Raw genomic sequence first — 15,614 nt, 5'->3', positions numbered from 1 at the left:
TGTGACCACATGGGGCGGTGGTCGGGCGCTGCCTAGGGTCGAGTCATGACCACGCCCCCCGCCGCTCCTGGTCCCCACGCCTCCCCGCTCGACCTCGGCGGTCGCACCGCCCTCGTCACCGGCGCCGCCGGCGGCATCGGCCGCGCCTGCGCGCTGCGGCTCGCCGCCGCCGGGGCCAAGGTGCGCGCGGTCGACCGGGACGCCCCCGGCCTGGAGGCGCTCGCCGAGAGCGCCGCGGGCCTGCCGGGCGCCGTCGAGCCGCACGTCCTGGACCTGACCGACCTGGACGCCGCCGAACTCGTCGCCGCCGGGACCGACGTCCTCGTCAACAACGCCGGACTGCAGCTCGTACGCCCCCTCGAGGACTTCCCGCCCGACGTCTTCCACACGGTGCTCACCGTGATGCTCGAGGCGCCGTTCCGGCTCATCCGAGGCGCCCTGCCCCACATGTACGGGCAGGGCTGGGGCCGCATCGTCAACATCTCCTCCGTGCACGGGCTGCGCGCCTCCGCCTACAAGTCGGCGTACGTGGCCGCCAAGCACGGGCTGGAGGGCCTGTCCAAGACCGCCGCCCTCGAAGGCGCCCCCCACGGCGTCACCTCCAACTGCGTGAACCCCGCCTACGTGCGCACCCCCCTGGTGGAGAAGCAGCTCGCCGACCAGGCGCGGGCGCACGGCCTGCCCGAGGAGCGGGTGCTGACGGACGTGCTCCTGCGCGACAGCGCCGTCAAACGGCTGATCGAGCCGGAGGAGGTCGCCGAGGCCGTCGCCCATCTGTGCGGCCCGCACGCGTCCTTCGTGACCGGCACCTCGCTCGTCCTCGACGGCGGCTGGACCGCGCACTGAGCGCCCCGCGGCCCGGCGGTTCCGGAGTTTTCCACAGGACTGACGGGCCGGCCCGGTCATGAGGAATCCTGTGAGCATGTCCCGCGATCACGTGGAGCCCGTCGAGCGCTCCGTCAGCGATGCCGAGGCGCTCGTGGGCGCCGCGGCGGCCCCGGTCGCCCCCGCCGCTGCCGAGGTGCCGTTCCTCGAGCTGCTCGCCCGGGGCGCGGCCGCCGAGGCGTACGAGCGCCCGGTGCTGCTGGCGCGCGCCGGGGGACGGTCCGCCGAGCGGATCGCGGCACTCGAACACGCCAAGCTGCTCGCGCTGCGGGTGCGCGCGGAGCTGGAGGGCCGCCGCCGGCGGGAGGCCGAACTGTCGGCGCTCTTCGAGACCGCCCACGACCTGGCCGGCCTGCGCGACGTCGACGCCGTCCTCCAGGCGATCGTCCAGCGCGCCCGTTCGCTGCTCGGCACGGACGTCGCCTACCTCAGCCTGAACGACCCCCTCCGGGGCGACACCTACATGCGGGTCACCGAGGGCTCGGTCGCCGCCCGCTTCCAGCAGCTGCGCCTGGGCATGGGGGAGGGGCTCGGCGGACTGGTCGCCCAGACGGCCCGCCCGTACGTCACCGACGACTACTTCCGGGACGGCCGCTTCCGGCACACGACCACCATCGACGCGGGCGTGCGCGACGAGGGCCTCGTGGCCATCCTCGGCGTACCGCTGACGCTGGGGTCCACCGTCATCGGGGTGCTGTTCGCCGCCGACCGGCGTGCGCGGGTCTTCGAACGCGAGCAGATCGCGCTGCTCGGCTCCTTCGCCGCGCTGGCCGCGGCCGCCATCGACTCCGCGAACCTCCTCACCGAGACCCGCTCGGCCCTGGCCGGCCTGGAGCGGGCCAACGAGATCATCCAGGACCGCAGCGCCGCCATCGAACGCGCCTCGGACGTCCACGACCGGCTCGCCGAACTCGTCCTGCGCGGCGGCGGGGTCCACGACGTGGCGGCCGCGGTCTCCGAGGTCCTCGCCGGCACGGTCGAGTTCGCCGAGGCCGCCGCCGCGCCGGCCGGCGCCCTGGAGACGTCCCGCGCCGAAGGACACGCGGTGCGGCACGAGGACGACTGGATCGCCGCCGTCGCCGCCGGCGGAGAGCTCCTCGGCGCGCTCGTCCTGCGCGGCCATCCCGGCCTCGACCCCGTCGACCAGCGCACCCTGGAGCGCGCCGCGATGGTCACCTCCCTGCTGCTGCTCGCCCGGCGTTCCGCCGCCGAGGCCGAACGGCGCGTGCGCGGCGAGCTGCTGGACGACCTCCTCGACGCCCGCGACCGCGATCCGCGGCTGCTGCGCGAGCGTGCCTCCCGGCTGCACGCGGACCTCGACGCCACCCACGTCGTCCTGGCCGCGCGGCTGGACGCCGCCGCGTCCGACGCCGACCAGGAGGCGGCCGCCCGCCGGCGCCTGTGGTCCGCCGCCTCCCACCTCGCCGCCACCCGGCACGGCCTGGCCGCCGCCCGCGACGGCGGAACCGTCCTGCTGCTGCCCCTCGCACCGGGGGACACCGCGACGGAGGTGGCCCGCCGCACCGCCCGCCACCTCGGCACGGCGGTCCACGAGGCCGTCACCGTCGGAGCCTCCGCCCCGGTCCGTGACCTCACCGTCCACCCCGACGCGGTGGCCGCCGCGTACGAGGAGGGCCGTCGCTGCCTGGACGCCCTGCGGCTGCTGGGCCGCTCCGGCGACGGGGCGGCCGCCGAGGACTTCGGCTTCCTGGGCCTGCTGCTGGCCGGCGACCGGGACGTGGCGGGTTTCGTGGACCGCACCATCGGCCAGGTCGTCGCCTACGACGAACGACGCGGCACCGACCTGGTGCGCACCCTCGACGCGTACTTCGCCTGCGGCATGAGCCCGGCCCGCACCAAGGACGAACTCCACGTCCACGTGAACACGGTGGCCCAGCGCCTCGAACGCGTGGGCCGCCTGCTGGGCGACGACTGGCACAGCCCCGCGCGCACCCTGGAGATCCAACTCGCCCTCAGGCTGCACCGGTTGGCGTCCGCGTCCCCGATATCCCGCTGATTCCCGACGGCGCGGGCCTCCCCGACGGCGACAGCCGGCCGACTCCCCGTGCCCGACCGCTCCCGGACCCCCGCCGCCCCCGTACGCGGGGAGCCTGCGCACGGGGGCGGGGAGCCGGCGGGGACGGCGAGTGCGGAGCCCGGCCGGGGGAGCGGTCAGACGGCGCGGGCGTCCGCGGCCGGGGCCTGCGCCGCCTGCTCCGCGTCGGCCGGGTCCTCGATCCCGGACAGGTCGCGGTGCCGGGTCTCCTCGGCCACGCCCACGGCGACGACCGTGAGCAGGACCGCGGCGATCACGTAGAGGGCGATGGGAGTGGAACTGTCGTAGTCGGCGAGCAGGGCGGTCGCGATGAGCGGTGCCGGGGCGCCGGCCGCGACCGAGGCGAACTGGGCGCCGATGGAGGCGCCGGAGTAGCGCATCCGGGTCGCGAACATCTCGGAGAAGAAGGCCGCCTGGGGCGCGTACATCGCCCCGTGCAGCACCAGGCCGACGGTCACGGCGAGGACGAGGCTGCCGAAGCCGCCCGTGTCGACGAGCGAGAAGAAGGGGAACATCCACAGCCCGATGCCGACCGCGCCCAGCAGGTACACGGGACGCCGGCCGATCCGGTCCGACAGCGCGCCCCAGGCCGGGATCACCGCGAAGTGCACGGCGGAACCGATGAGCACGGCGTTGAGGGCGGTCTGCTTGGAGACGCCGGCCGAGGTCGTCGCGTACACGAGGATGAAGGCGGTGATGACGTAGTAGGAGATGTTCTCCGCCATCCGCGCCCCCATGGCGACGAGCACGTCACGCCAGTGGTGGCGCAGCACGGCCACGAGCGGCAGCTTCTCGGCGTCGGCCGCCCGCTCCGCCTTCCGGGCCTCCGCCTGTGCCAGCGCCTGCCGGAAGACGGGCGACTCGTCGACGGACAGCCGGATCCACAGACCGACGACCACCAGCACACCGGAGAGCAGGAACGGGACGCGCCAGCCCCAGCTGCCGAACGCGGCGTCCGACAGCACGGCGGTGAGGAAGGACAGCACGCCGGTCGCGAGCAGTTGCCCCGCGGGCGCCCCGGTCTGCGGCCACGAGGCCCAGAACCCGCGCCGCCGGGCGTCCCCGTGCTCGGACACCAGCAGCACGGCCCCGCCCCACTCGCCGCCGAGCGCGAAGCCCTGCACCAGTCGCAGCAGCGTCAGCAGCACCGGCGCGGCGGTCCCGATGGTGGCGTGCGTGGGCAGCAGCCCGATCGCGAAGGTCGCCCCGCCCATCAGCAGCAGACTCAGCACCAGCAGCTTCTTCCGGCCGAGCCGGTCCCCGTAGTGCCCGAAGACCAGCGCCCCGAGCGGCCGTGCGGCGAACCCGACGGCGTACGTCAGGAACGACAGCAGGGTGCCGACGAGCGGGTCCGAGTCCGGGAAGAACAGCTTGTTGAAGACGAGGGCGGCGGCGGAGCCGTACAGGAAGAAGTCGTACCACTCGATGGTGGTGCCGATGAGGGAGGCGGCGACGATGCGCCTGAGGTGGGACGGGGCTGGTGGAGCGGTCGCGGGGGAGGACATGGGCACCACTTCCTGGCGGTTGACGGGGACGGTTGCGTGTCGCCACACCGTAGGAACGCGCAGGTGAACGGCGTATGTGGTGGGACGCCATAGTTCTGGGCACGGGAGTGCGTGCGCCCACCATAGAGAGGGGGCCAAGACAAAGATCCGGGTCACGCGCGGGTCAACACTCCGCCCGGGCCCTTACCACGCCGCGGCCAAAGGGCGGACCGTCGGCGTGCCGGCCCGGTCGCCTCGGACGCCGACCACCCGGTCTGCGTCGCCCCGGGTCTGTCGGGCAAGGCGGTGGCGGCATCGGCCGAGGCGCTCCGGCACGCTCGGAAGACCTCGTTCACGCGCTGCGGACCCTTCACCGCGTACGGGCGCCCCGAGCCCACGGACATGCAGGGCGAACCGCACGGCCCGACCGAAGCCGGCGCGGACCGTGACCACCCTTCCGCTTGTCATCCGGGAGGGTCTTAGAGTTTCCTGGCGTCGACATGTTCTGAGAACCTCTCAAACTTTTTTTCAGTAAAGGATTGATAAATCTTTGTATATGCCACGAAAGGTGTCGAAATTGGATCTCTGCTTATTTGGTGCGGTGTATTTAATGGATGAGATTGGGCGATCCATACTCGCAAAGGTGACTTGAGTGCCCCTAGAGGGATACTTGAAAACAATAACTTCTTGAACTTCTGGATCTTCCTTGAGGTCTGGTGTAGCGTCATTGACGGACGGGGGAAGCTCGATGCAGACGGGCGGCGTCTCCACGGGGGAGTCGTCCAGAGCTGCACCCCAGTCAATAAGGACCGCGATCGTCGGAGACGGTCTCACGTTGATGGAGGGGCTTGGTATGTCCGTGGAGTCGGAAGGTGTGACAGAAGTGGCCATGTCTGTCCTCGGCCCGTTACGGCTCAGCGTCAACGGCGTCGACGTCACTCCTACCGCGCCGAAGCAAATGCAGGTCCTCGCGCTCATGGCGCTCAATGAAGGGCAGGTGGTGACGGCATCGAGCTTTGTGGACGAGCTGTGGGCGGAGCGCCCGCCGCGCAGCGCGAAAACGACCCTGCAAACATACATCCTGCATCTTCGAAAGCTCATATCGAAGGCTTTCAAGGATGATTCCCTGGTGGCCCGGGATATTCTGCTCACCCGGCAGGGTGGATATCTCCTGCGCCTTCCCATGGCGCCCTTCGACCTTCGCCAGTTCAATGAGCTTTCGACAGAGGGGAGAATTGCACTTTCTCAGGGAGATCCGTTTCGGGGCTCCCAGTTGCTGCGTAAGGCATTGAGCTTCTGGCAGGGGCCTGCTCTGGTGGACGTGCCGACCGGCTCCATTCTCGGACCGAAGGTGAGGGGGCTTCAGGCGGAGCACCAGATCGCGCTGGAATGTCGTATCGAAGCCGACCTGCAAATGGGCAGGTACGACGACGCCATAGGCGACTTGGTCACGCTGGCCGCCCAACAGCCGCTCAACGAGAACATCCACGACCAGTACATGCGGGCGCTCCACCTCGCCGGACGTCGATCGGAGGCTCTCGGTATTTTCCACCGGCTCCGGAAGAATTTGATGGACGATCTCGGCCTGGAGCCGTCCGAGCAGGTGCAGCGCACCCAGCAGGTGATCCTCAGCTCGGCGTCGTCGCGCGAGGACGGCGCCGCCCAGAACTGGTGGGTCCCTTGGACGCCGGACCGACATCACGGGCCGAGCGCGGCGTAGCGCCGCTCCCCCCGGTTCTTCGGGCCGCCCTCGAGGCGCTGTCAAGGACGGTCGACAACCCTCGTACGCGCTCGTGTTCCGCGCAGGCGAGGAGGATCCATGGCCGCCGCACAGCCGATACGTCTCTACTGTTTCGCGCATGCCGGGGCGGGCGTCTCGGCCTTCCACGGGTGGGCGGCGCGCGTCGGCCCCGGTGTGGTGCCCGTCCCGGTGCTGCTGCCCGGCCGCGACCGACGCCGCCGCGAACCCCGGGCCACCACCCGCGAGGCGCTGCTCGACGATGTGATGCGGCTGTTCGGCGGCGCCCCGACGGCTCCGTTCGTCCTGTACGGGCACAGCCTCGGCGCCCTGGTCGCCTACACCGTCGCCCGCGCCCTGCACGAGGCTGGCAGGCCCGGCCCCGCACTGCTCGCGGTCGGTGCCTGCCCGCCGCCGCACCTGCCGCCCGAGCCGGCGTACGCCCTCGGCGTGCCCGATGCCGAACTCCTGCGCACGCTGGACCTGATGGGCGTCGTACCGCCCGGCACGCCCGGTACCGAACCCGGCGGAATCTGGGACCGTGCCGTACGGCCGGTGCTGCGTGACGATCTGACGCTCGCCCGCGCCCTGCGCACCGCGGCATGCGCGCCCTCACCGGCGGGCCCGCTGACCACGCCGCTGCTCGTCGTCGCCGCGGACGACGATCCGATGGCGTCGCCCGCGGTCGCGGAGGGCTGGAGCCGCTGGAGCGAGGGACCCACACGTCTGCGCACGGTCTCCGGGGGCCACTTCTTCGTCCGCGGCCCGGAACTGCCCCGGCTCCTCGGCCAGGCATGCCGCACCCTCCGCCCGGCGAGGCGCACGTCCCGCGCGGCGAGGCGAGTGACCCACACCGGGAACTGACCGGCATGCGAGCGTTCCTCGGTCGCTCCCCTGCCCGCTCCTTCCCTGATCCGGGCGCTGCCCGGCCCGGTCGCCCAGCGCCCGGGGTCCCCGCACCCCGGGCTTCCGGGCACCACCGCCCGGAGTGATACGTCCCGCCGCCCTTTCACCTCGGAATCCGTCACCGAGGGACACCCCGACAAGATCGCCGACCGGATCGGCGACACGATCCTCGACGCCCTGCCGCGCGAGGACCCCGCTCCCGGGCCGCCGCGGAAACACCGATGGCCACCGGCCAGGCGCATGGCACCGGTGAGGCCACCATCGGCGCGCACGCGGTCGGCGGCGTCCTGCGCCGGCTCGCCGAAGACGGCATCGGGCGAATACGGGATCCGGCTGAAGGAACACGGCCTCGACACCAACGGCGTGCGGGACCTCGTCGTGGGCGCCGGACCCGACCCGGTCCTCGTCTCGCCCGACGGCCCGGCTGCCACGCTGCGCCACACCGGCGACCGCCGGGCACTCGGCACCCCGTTCGCGGCGGACCCCGCGCAGCGAGGCGAGCGGGACGTCCGCATGGACCGCACCGGGCAGACGCCGATCACCGTACCCGTCGTACCCGGCACCGAGGTGGCCGATCCCACCGGAGCCGGGAACGGACGCCCTCGTCACCCCTCACCCCGAAGCCCGCTGCTTCGACGCGGGGGGCGGGCACGACGTCGTTCTCGTTCGAGCCGCCACTGACTCCACGAGCCCGTCGACCGGCGCCCGAGTGGGCTTCCAGGGGCACGGCCTAGCGTCCATGACATGAAGGCACTCGTTCTGTCCGGTGGCTCGGGCACGCGCCTGAGGCCCATCACCCATACATCGCCCAAACAACTGGTGCCGGTGGCGAACAAGCCCGTTCTCTTCTACGTCCTGGAGGACATCGCGCGGGCCGGGATCACGGACGTCGGGATCGTCGTCGGTGAGACGGCCCGCGAGATCGAGGACGCGGTGGGCGACGGCTCCAAGTTCGGCCTCAAGGTGACCTACCTGCCGCAGGAGAGACCCCTGGGGCTCGCCCACGCGGTCGTGATCGCCCGCGACTACCTGGGTGACGACGACTTCGTCATGTACCTGGGAGACAACTTCGTGGTCGGCGGCATCGCCGGTCTGGTGGACGAGTTCCGTGCGGACCGGCCCGACGCGCAGATCCTGCTGACCCCCGTTCCCGACCCGACGGCCTTCGGCATCGCCGAGCTGGACGGGGACGGCCGGGTCGTACGCCTGGAGGAGAAGCCGACGCACCCCAAGAGCGACATGGCGGTGATCGGCGTCTATCTGTTCACCCCGCTCGTGCACGAAGCCGTGCGCGCCATCGAGCCTTCCTGGCGGGGAGAACTGGAGATCACCCACGCCATCCAGTGGCTCATCGACAGCCGGTACGACGTGCGGTCCACCGTGATCCACGGCTACTGGAAGGACACCGGCAACGTCATGGACATGTTGGAGGTCAACCGGACGGTGCTGGAGGGCATCGAGCCGTGCACCGAGGGTCCGGTCGACGCGGAGAGCGAGGTGATCGGCCGCGTCAGGATCGAGGCCGGCGCCCGGGTCAGCAATTCGCGGATCGTCGGTCCCGCGGTGATCGGGGCGGGCACGGTGATCAGCGGTTCCTACATCGGGCCGTACACATCCGTCTCGGAGGACTGCCGGATCGAGGACAGCGAGATCGAGTTCTCGATCGTGCTGCGCGACTCACGAGTGCGGGGCGTCCAGCGGGTCAGGGGGTCCCTCATCGGCCGCAGTGTCACCGTGGCCCCCGCCCCGCGCAAGCCGGCCGGCAACCGGCTCGTTCTCGGCGACCACAGCGAGGTGCAGATCTCCTCATGACCACCACATCCATCCTGGTGACGGGCGGGGCCGGCTTCATCGGCTCGCACTACGTCCGGACCCTGCTCGGTCCGCGCGGCGTGCCGGACGTGAAGGTCACCGTGCTCGACAAGCTGACGTACGCCGGGACCCTCACCAACCTCACCGAGGTGAGCGGCAGCGACCGGTTCCGGTTCGTCCAGGGCGACATCTGCGACGCGCCCCTGGTGAACGACCTGATCGCCGCGCACGGCCAGGTGGTGCACTTCGCCGCCGAGTCGCACGTCGACCGGTCCATCCTGGGCGCCGCCGACTTCGTACGCACCAATGTCACCGGTACCCAGACGCTCCTCGACGCGGCGCTGCGGCAGGGGACCGAGACATTCGTGCACATCTCCACCGACGAGGTGTACGGCTCCATCGACACCGGTTCCTGGCCGGAGACGGCGCCGGTCAGCCCCAACTCCCCTTACTCCGCGGCCAAGGCGTCCAGCGATCTCGTGGCGCTGGCCTACCACCGCACCCACGGTCTGGACGTGCGCGTCACGCGTTGCTCGAACAACTACGGGCCCCATCAGTTCCCGGAGAAGGTCATCCCGTTGTTCGTCACCCGTCTGCTCGACGGCCGCGAGGTGCCGTTGTACGGGGACGGCACCAACGTACGCGACTGGCTGCACGTCGACGACCACGTCCGCGCGATCGAGCTGGTCCGCACGGGCGGCCGGGCCGGCGAGGTCTACAACATCGGCGGCGGCACCGAGCTGTCCAACAAGGAGCTGACACAGCTGCTCCTGGACGCCTGCGGCGCCGGCTGGGACCGCGTGCGGTACGTCACCGACCGCAAGGGGCACGACCGGCGCTACTCCGTCGACTGGACGAAGATCCGGCGTGAGCTCGGGTACCGGCCGACCCGGGAGTTCGGGGACGCGCTGGCCGAGACCGTCGCCTGGTACCGCCACAACCGTGCCTGGTGGGAGCCGCTGACGCGGCGCACAGGGGCGGTGGCCGCCTGATGCGCGGGGTGCTGCGCGGTGTGTGGGAGAGCCTGGTCCGCCTCGGCGCGCTGCAGGCCGGCGCCGTGCACTACGAGGAGGCGCAGGTCCTCGCGGCCCTCGGTCAGGTGGGCTGCTGCACGGCCGGCGCGACGGCGAGCCGTGGCCGGCCGCCGGAGGAGCCGGCACCGGGAGAACCACGGGACGGCGGCCGCTACGGCTGACCGTCCCTCGGCATGCCGCCTGCGGCGGCCCCGAGAGCGCGGCCGCACAGGCCGGACGGGCCCCGGTGAACTCCGCCCGGCTCCCGTCCGGCCCACGGCTGCTGCGCGCACGCCGTGGCCGCGGCCGGGGGTGTTCGAGGCCGGGGGCGTCCGGGCGTGCCGGAGCCGCCCGGGCCGTGGTCGTGTCGTCGGCCCGGACGGCTCGGGGGCGGCCGGTCAGCGGCCGCCGGAGACCGTGAGGATCTGGCCCGTCGTGTTGGCGTTGGCCGCCGAGCCCAAGAAGAGCACCGCGCCGGCGATGTCCTCGGGGCTGCTGAGCCGGCCGGTGGGGGTCGAGCGGAGCTCGCGCTCGCGGATTTCGTCGGGCAGCCCGGTGAGCACGCGCTCGGTGGTGGTCAGCCCCGGGCACACGACGTTCACCAGGACACCGTCGGGGCCCACGTCCCAGGCCAGGCTGCGGGCGAAGCCGTGCAGTGCCGACTTGGCGGCGCCGTAGAACTCCTGCCCGCGGTGGCCGTCGAGGGCCACATGCGAGGAGATGAGCACGATCCTGCCCCAGGACCGCGCCCGCATCCCGGCCACCACCAGCTGCACGGTACGCAGGGTCGGCGCCAGGTTGTCGTCGAGGAAACCCCGCCAGTCCCCGCAGGCGACCTCCTCGAACCGCGTACCGGGCGTCCGCCGGGGAGCCCAGCGCACCGCGTTCGCGACGAGCACGTCCACCCCGCCCCAGCGTTCGGTCACCGTGGCGACGGTCGACTCCACGGTGTCCGGCTCCCCGAGCGAGTACCGCGTCGCCATCACCGCGTCCCGGTCCGAGCCGAGTTCACGGGCGAGCCGTTCGGCCGCCTCGCCGCCGCCGCGGTAGGTGAGGGCGACCCGTGCCCCCTCCTCCGCGTAGGCGCGCGCGATGGCCGCACCGATCCCGGAGGACCCGCCCGTGACGAGCACCCTGCGGCCTGTCAGTCCCATGTCCATGCGTGTTCGCGTTCCTTCACGAGTGAGGGAGGACGTGCTGTTCGTCGCGCAGACCCGCGGCGGCCAGGGCCTGCCGCAGGTCCGCGCCGCCGAGTCCCCGGCCGCGCGCGGCGACGTAGCCGTCCGGGCGGACCAGCAGCCAGCCGCCGGACGCGAGTCCCAGCGCGGCGCGCAGCCTGCCGTTCGGGTCGGCGAGCGGGCAGGGCCCCTGGCTGCCGTCGCCGAGCGTGCGCACGGACAGCCAGGTGTTCGCCGCCGGCGCCCCGGCCGCCGCGTCCGGCGTCACCGCCAGCGTCCAGCGGATGTCGCGCAGTTCCTCCGCCCAGGCCCGGCAGCCGGGGTCGGCCGGGTCGGCGCCCGATCCCACTGAGGCGCGGGTGCCCGGACGCGGCCCGGCGCCGGCGGCGGGTCGCGTCAGCGGTGAGTCGGGGTAGCCGAGCTGAAGTCCGGAGATGCCGCCGAGGACCTGGCGCTGCACCTTCCTCCGCAGCAGCGGGACGTTGCGGATGAGGCCGAAGACGACGGGGAGGGCGATCGGGGCGAAGGCGTTCTTCAACTGCACCAGGAAGGTCGCCTTCTTGGTCGAGCCGAGCAGCCGCTCGCCGATCGGCACCCGCTCCAGGCTGTAGCTGGCGAGCAGTTCCCGTTCCGCGTGTCCCTCGGCGACCAGCGCCAGCTTCCAGGCCAGGTTGTACGCCTCCTGGATGCCCGTGTTCATGCCCTGCCCGGAGGCCGGGCTGTGCACATGGGCGGCGTCGCCGGCGACGAAGACCCGGCCCTCGCCCATGCGCGGCACCATCCGCTGCTGGAAGGTGAAGACCGACGTCCAGGTGGGGGTGCGCACCTCGGCGGACCGGCCAAGGCCGGGGCCGAGCTTGCGCGTGAAGCGGTCGGCGATCACGGCGGCGTCGGTGCCGGGCTCGGCGGTGGTCGTGTCGAGCAGGCGCCACCGGTCACCGCGTCGGAAGGGCACCATCATCAGGGCCTGGGAGCCGGTGTGGACCCAGTAGATGCTGTCCCGCGGCAGGTTCACGTCGACGGGGGCGTCGGCCAGCATCCAGGTCTCGCTGGACTCGCCGAGCAGGGGCAGTCCGAGCAGTTTGCGCACGGTGCTGTGGCCGCCGTCGCAACCGACCAGCCAGGGCACCCGGGTGGACTCCGTGGTCCCGTCGGCGTGTTCGAGTGTGACGTCCACACCCTCCGCGTCCTGGGAGAATCCGGTTAGCCGCGTCCCCCACTCGACCTCCACGCCGAGCCGGGCCACCGCGGAGCGCAACACGGCCTCGGTGTCCACCTGCTCGACGATCGCCGTGAACGGGAAGCGCGTCGGCATGGTCGCGTAGTCGGCGTCCAGCCGCACCAGCCGGCGGCCCCGGCTGAACATGGTGAACGCGCGGATCTGCTGGGCGTTCTCGAGGATCTCCTCGATGACGCCCATCTGGTCGTACGTCTCCAGGGTCCGCGGGTGGGTGGCCACGGCGCGGCTGGTGGTCGCGGGACGGGGCGCGGCGTCGATCAGCCGCACCCGCAGCCCGCGCCGGGCGAGTTCGTGGGCGGCGGTGAGACCGACCGGGCCGGCCCCCGCCACGAGCACCTGGGTCGGGTCAGCCACGGCCGGCCCCGTCCTCGACGGCCTCCTCGTAGAGCCCCGGGTCCACACTCGCCAGCGCGCCGAGGCCCCTGACCCGCGCCTGGAACTCCTCGCTGCGCACGGCTGCCTGGTGGGAGGCGGCGTCGTCCCACTCGGCCAGCTCGATGAACACGTCGGGCCGGCCGACCTGGCGCAGCGTGGTGGAACTGCGGTATCCGGGCTGGGCGGACATGAACTCGGTCAGCGACCGCTTGATCTTGAGGAACTCCTCGACGTCGCCGTTGACGGTCAGCTTGTTGACGAAGGTCACCACGATGCTTCTCCTGGTCGGATCGGGAAGGGAAACTGTCGAAGGACTAGGCGCGCAGCCGCTCGCGCAGCGCGCGCCGTTCGGTCTTGCCGTTCGGGGAGCGGGGCACGGCCGTGAGCCGTTCGGCACGACGGATGCGCTGGTGGTCCAAGAGCAGGGCGTTGGCCCGGGCCACGATCGGGTCCAGGTCCACCGGTCCGTCACCGAAGGGCACGATGCCGGCCCAGACGACGGCGCCGCTGAACTCGTCGGGCAGGTCGGCCACCACGCAGTCGGCGACGTCCGGGTCCTGCAGCAGGACCTGTTCGATCTCGCTCGGCGACACGAGTTCGTTGTCGACCTTGAAGACGTCCTTGATGCGGTCGACCAGGAACAGCCAGCCCTCCTCGTCCCGGTAGCCGACGTCGCCGGTGTGGAACCAGCCCTCGGCGTCGATGTCCGGGGCGTCCGGCAGGCCGAGGTACCCGGCCATCAGCTGCGGTCCGCGCAGCAGAACTTCGCCCGGCCGACCGGGACCGAGGGCGGCTCCGGTGCCCAGGTCCACGATGCGGCACTCGGTGCCGGGGACGGCCGGGCCGACCGAGCCGGGCTTGCTCCGCTCCGGACGGTCGTTGTGGCTGAGCGGCGAGAGTTCGGCGAGCCCGTATCCCTGGATGACCGGCACGCCGAGCCGCTCGCGCAGGCGGGCCGCGACGGCGGGGGAGAGCCGGGAGCCGCCGGAGGCCATCAGCCTCAGCTCGGGCCCGGGGACGACCGAGGCCAGCCGCGGGTCCGCCGCCAGTCTGGTCAGCCGTACCGGCAGCCCGAAGTAGTGGGTGGCCCCGGCCTCGGCCGCCGCGGCGACCGAGGCCACCGGGTCGGGCTCGTGGCACAGCACCTGGGTGGCGCCCGCGTACACGGCCGAGTCGAGGTGCATGACGTGGTGGAGCGGAAGGTGGTTGAGGCAGACGCTGTCGGCGTCGAGGCCGAGCGCGTGCGCCGCCTGGGCGGCGTTGGTCACCAGGTTGCGGTGGGTGAGCCGGACGCCTTTCGGAGGCCCGGTGGTGCCACTGGTGAACTGCACGCAGACGACGGATTCCAGGTCGACGCCGGCCGGGTCGGGCAGCGCGGGCGCGGCCGTGCCGTCCTCGGCGAGGAGGTCGTCCAGGGGGCGGGCTCCCGGGGGCGGCGGCCCGGTCCGGTCCGCGTCGACCACGTAGACCTCCCGCAGGCCGGGGAGAGCGGCGCGGACGGTCGCCAGGCGGGCCGCGGTCTCGGCGGAGACCAGCGCGATCTCGACGCCGGCCGTGCGGAAGACGTGCTCCAGGAGGGGCTCGCGCACCAGCGGGTTGACCAGCACGACGTGGTTGCCGCTGCGGCTGGTGCCGTAGAAGGCCGCCGCGAACACCGGGTCGAGCACGTTCGCCACGCCGACGGCCGTCGGCCGGCCGCCGGTCAGCCGCAACAGGGCGCGGGCGAACCGGTCGGCGCGGGCGTCGAGTCCGGCGTAGTCGACGGCTCCGCGCTCGTCGCGGACGGCGATCCGCTGCGGGTGCCGCTCGGCGGCCCGGCGCAGCAGCCCGTCCAGTGGCACCGTCGGCCCGGGCGGGACCTCAGACACCGGCGCGCTCCTCGGCGTACGCCTTGGCCAGGCGCAGGTTGCTGACGCTGTTGGCGCTCAGCACCCGGCGCAGGTAGTTGCGCGCGTCCTGGACCGTGGTGCCCTCGCCGAGGATGTGCAGGGCCGACGGCTTGATGGTCGCCGTGTGCCGGGCCTCGGCGATGACGCCCTCGGGGGTCTGAGTGAACCTCCAGTGCCCGGTGTGCCCGTCGAGCAGGGCGGGCAGCTCGGTCTGCTTGTACACGATGATGTCCGGCTCGACGGTGACCCGGACCGAGCGGGTGCGGTGCGAGGAGCCGTCGGGGGTGGAGGTGAGCATGTCGAAGAACTGGACGCCGGGCGCGGGCTCCTCCAGGTCGAGCTTGGCGATGTGGGGGATGCGCTCCTCCCACTTGTCCGCCTCCCACAGGTAGTCGTAGGCGTCCTTGATGTCGCCCGCGATGAAGAGGGAGTCCGTGAAGGAGATGATCAGGCGGTCCAGTTCCTGGTGGTTCTCGGCGGCGTGGCCGAGGGTGCTCAGATAGGCGCGGCTGCCTTCGCGCAGCCTGGTGGTCAGCTCGTCCGCCAGGTGGGCCGAGCCCTCGGACAGGGTGAAGTCGTGACGCATCTCGACCCGCGTCTTGCCGTCCTGTTCCCGGAAGGTCCAAGCGCCTTCGAGGGACGCGAACGGCGCCTCGGGCGCCACGTGCGCGAAGGAGATCCGGCTGCCGTCGGCGGACCTGGTGTGGCGTGCCGTCCAGGTGCGGACCGAGTCCCGGCCGGTGACGGCCCAGTGCCGGATCAGCCGCTCGTCGCCGGCGTCCCGGAGGACGTGGGCGTGGACGGCGGGTCCGTGCAACTGCGTCCAGCCGACGACGTCGTCGACCAGTGAGCGGACCCGCTCGGCCGGGGCGGCGACGAGGATCTCGTCCCGGACGGAGTACTGCTGGCTGTTCGGCATCGCGTGTGTCCTCCTGCGCCGTTGACGCGTCACCTTGCGTGGCGTGCGGGCAACCACGCTGGGCCGTGGCGCTTGAGGCGCATTGGATTCCGGCTGGATGCCGGGGCGGAGGCGGCCGG

The 15,614-nt window shown here is 72.4% G+C and carries 13 protein-coding genes and 1 pseudogene; 8 read left to right on the top strand and 6 right to left on the bottom strand.

Features of this window, described 5'->3' with window-relative positions; translation table 11 throughout:
- The first annotated feature begins 45 nt into the window (after window positions 1–45).
- Window positions 46–846: a 3-hydroxybutyrate dehydrogenase gene (locus ACH4F6_RS38410; protein ID WP_397965219.1), complete on the top strand. Its 801-nt coding sequence runs from the start codon at window positions 46–48 to the stop codon at window positions 844–846.
- A 76-nt stretch (window positions 847–922) separates the two neighbouring features.
- Complete coding sequence (locus ACH4F6_RS38405; protein ID WP_397965217.1) at window positions 923–2,902, top strand: helix-turn-helix domain-containing protein; 1,980 nt, start codon at window positions 923–925, stop codon at window positions 2,900–2,902.
- A 155-nt stretch (window positions 2,903–3,057) separates the two neighbouring features.
- Here ACH4F6_RS38405 and ACH4F6_RS38400 read toward each other — a convergent pair whose 3' ends face one another.
- Window positions 3,058–4,446: an MFS transporter gene (locus ACH4F6_RS38400; RefSeq protein ID WP_397965216.1), complete on the bottom strand. Its 1,389-nt coding sequence runs from the start codon at window positions 4,444–4,446 to the stop codon at window positions 3,058–3,060.
- Window positions 4,447–5,314: 868 nt separating this feature from the next.
- Here ACH4F6_RS38400 and ACH4F6_RS38395 point away from each other — a divergent pair.
- The 6 genes and pseudogenes from ACH4F6_RS38395 to ACH4F6_RS38370 all read left to right on the top strand — a co-directional run bounded on the left by ACH4F6_RS38395 (window position 5,315) and on the right by ACH4F6_RS38370 (window position 10,076).
- Window positions 5,315–6,145 (top strand): BTAD domain-containing putative transcriptional regulator, encoded by an 831-nt coding sequence (locus ACH4F6_RS38395; RefSeq protein WP_397965267.1) that lies wholly within the window; start codon window positions 5,315–5,317, stop codon window positions 6,143–6,145.
- A 99-nt stretch (window positions 6,146–6,244) separates the two neighbouring features.
- Window positions 6,245–7,027, top strand: coding sequence for a thioesterase II family protein (locus tag ACH4F6_RS38390; RefSeq protein WP_397965215.1), 783 nt, complete (start codon window positions 6,245–6,247; stop codon window positions 7,025–7,027).
- A gap of 183 nt (window positions 7,028–7,210) precedes the next feature.
- A pseudogene (locus tag ACH4F6_RS38385) lies at window positions 7,211–7,344 on the top strand (methionine adenosyltransferase); the annotation flags it as partial.
- 469 nt (window positions 7,345–7,813) lie between these two features.
- Window positions 7,814–8,881, top strand: a complete 1,068-nt coding sequence (locus tag ACH4F6_RS38380; protein ID WP_397965213.1) for a glucose-1-phosphate thymidylyltransferase — start codon at window positions 7,814–7,816, stop codon at window positions 8,879–8,881.
- The gene (gene rfbB, locus ACH4F6_RS38375) at window positions 8,878–9,873 is read left to right on the top strand and encodes a dTDP-glucose 4,6-dehydratase (protein ID WP_397965211.1); all 996 of its coding nucleotides are present in this window, start codon (window positions 8,878–8,880) and stop codon (window positions 9,871–9,873) included. The genes ACH4F6_RS38380 and rfbB overlap by 4 nt, the downstream gene beginning before the upstream one ends.
- Window positions 9,873–10,076: a hypothetical protein gene (locus ACH4F6_RS38370; protein ID WP_397965209.1), complete on the top strand. Its 204-nt coding sequence runs from the start codon at window positions 9,873–9,875 to the stop codon at window positions 10,074–10,076. The genes rfbB and ACH4F6_RS38370 overlap by 1 nt, the downstream gene beginning before the upstream one ends.
- Before the next feature lie 216 nt (window positions 10,077–10,292).
- Here ACH4F6_RS38370 and ACH4F6_RS38365 read toward each other — a convergent pair whose 3' ends face one another.
- Genes ACH4F6_RS38365 through ACH4F6_RS38345 form a run of 5 tightly spaced genes read right to left on the bottom strand, consistent with a single transcriptional unit; the run spans window position 10,293 to window position 15,495 of the window.
- Window positions 10,293–11,054 carry an SDR family NAD(P)-dependent oxidoreductase gene (locus ACH4F6_RS38365; RefSeq protein ID WP_397965206.1) on the bottom strand — a complete coding sequence of 254 codons (762 nt, stop codon included), beginning with the start codon at window positions 11,052–11,054 and terminating at the stop codon, window positions 10,293–10,295.
- A 16-nt stretch (window positions 11,055–11,070) separates the two neighbouring features.
- Complete coding sequence (locus tag ACH4F6_RS38360) at window positions 11,071–12,666, bottom strand: FAD-dependent oxidoreductase (RefSeq protein WP_397965205.1); 1,596 nt, start codon at window positions 12,664–12,666, stop codon at window positions 11,071–11,073.
- Window positions 12,659–12,958, bottom strand: coding sequence for an antibiotic biosynthesis monooxygenase (locus ACH4F6_RS38355; RefSeq protein WP_397965203.1), 300 nt, complete (start codon window positions 12,956–12,958; stop codon window positions 12,659–12,661). The genes ACH4F6_RS38360 and ACH4F6_RS38355 overlap by 8 nt, the downstream gene beginning before the upstream one ends.
- A gap of 43 nt (window positions 12,959–13,001) precedes the next feature.
- Complete coding sequence (locus ACH4F6_RS38350; protein ID WP_397965202.1) at window positions 13,002–14,555, bottom strand: AMP-binding protein; 1,554 nt, start codon at window positions 14,553–14,555, stop codon at window positions 13,002–13,004.
- Window positions 14,548–15,495, bottom strand: coding sequence for an aromatase/cyclase (locus ACH4F6_RS38345; RefSeq protein WP_397965200.1), 948 nt, complete (start codon window positions 15,493–15,495; stop codon window positions 14,548–14,550). The genes ACH4F6_RS38350 and ACH4F6_RS38345 overlap by 8 nt, the downstream gene beginning before the upstream one ends.
- Window positions 15,496–15,614: the final 119 nt, after the last annotated feature.

Source organism: Streptomyces sp. NPDC017936 (genome assembly GCF_044328485.1).
In the GTDB taxonomy this organism is placed as follows: Bacteria; Actinomycetota; Actinomycetes; order Streptomycetales; family Streptomycetaceae; genus Streptomyces.
Note: the sequence above shows the minus strand (reverse complement) of the source record. Positions and strands in the feature narration are given on the sequence as shown.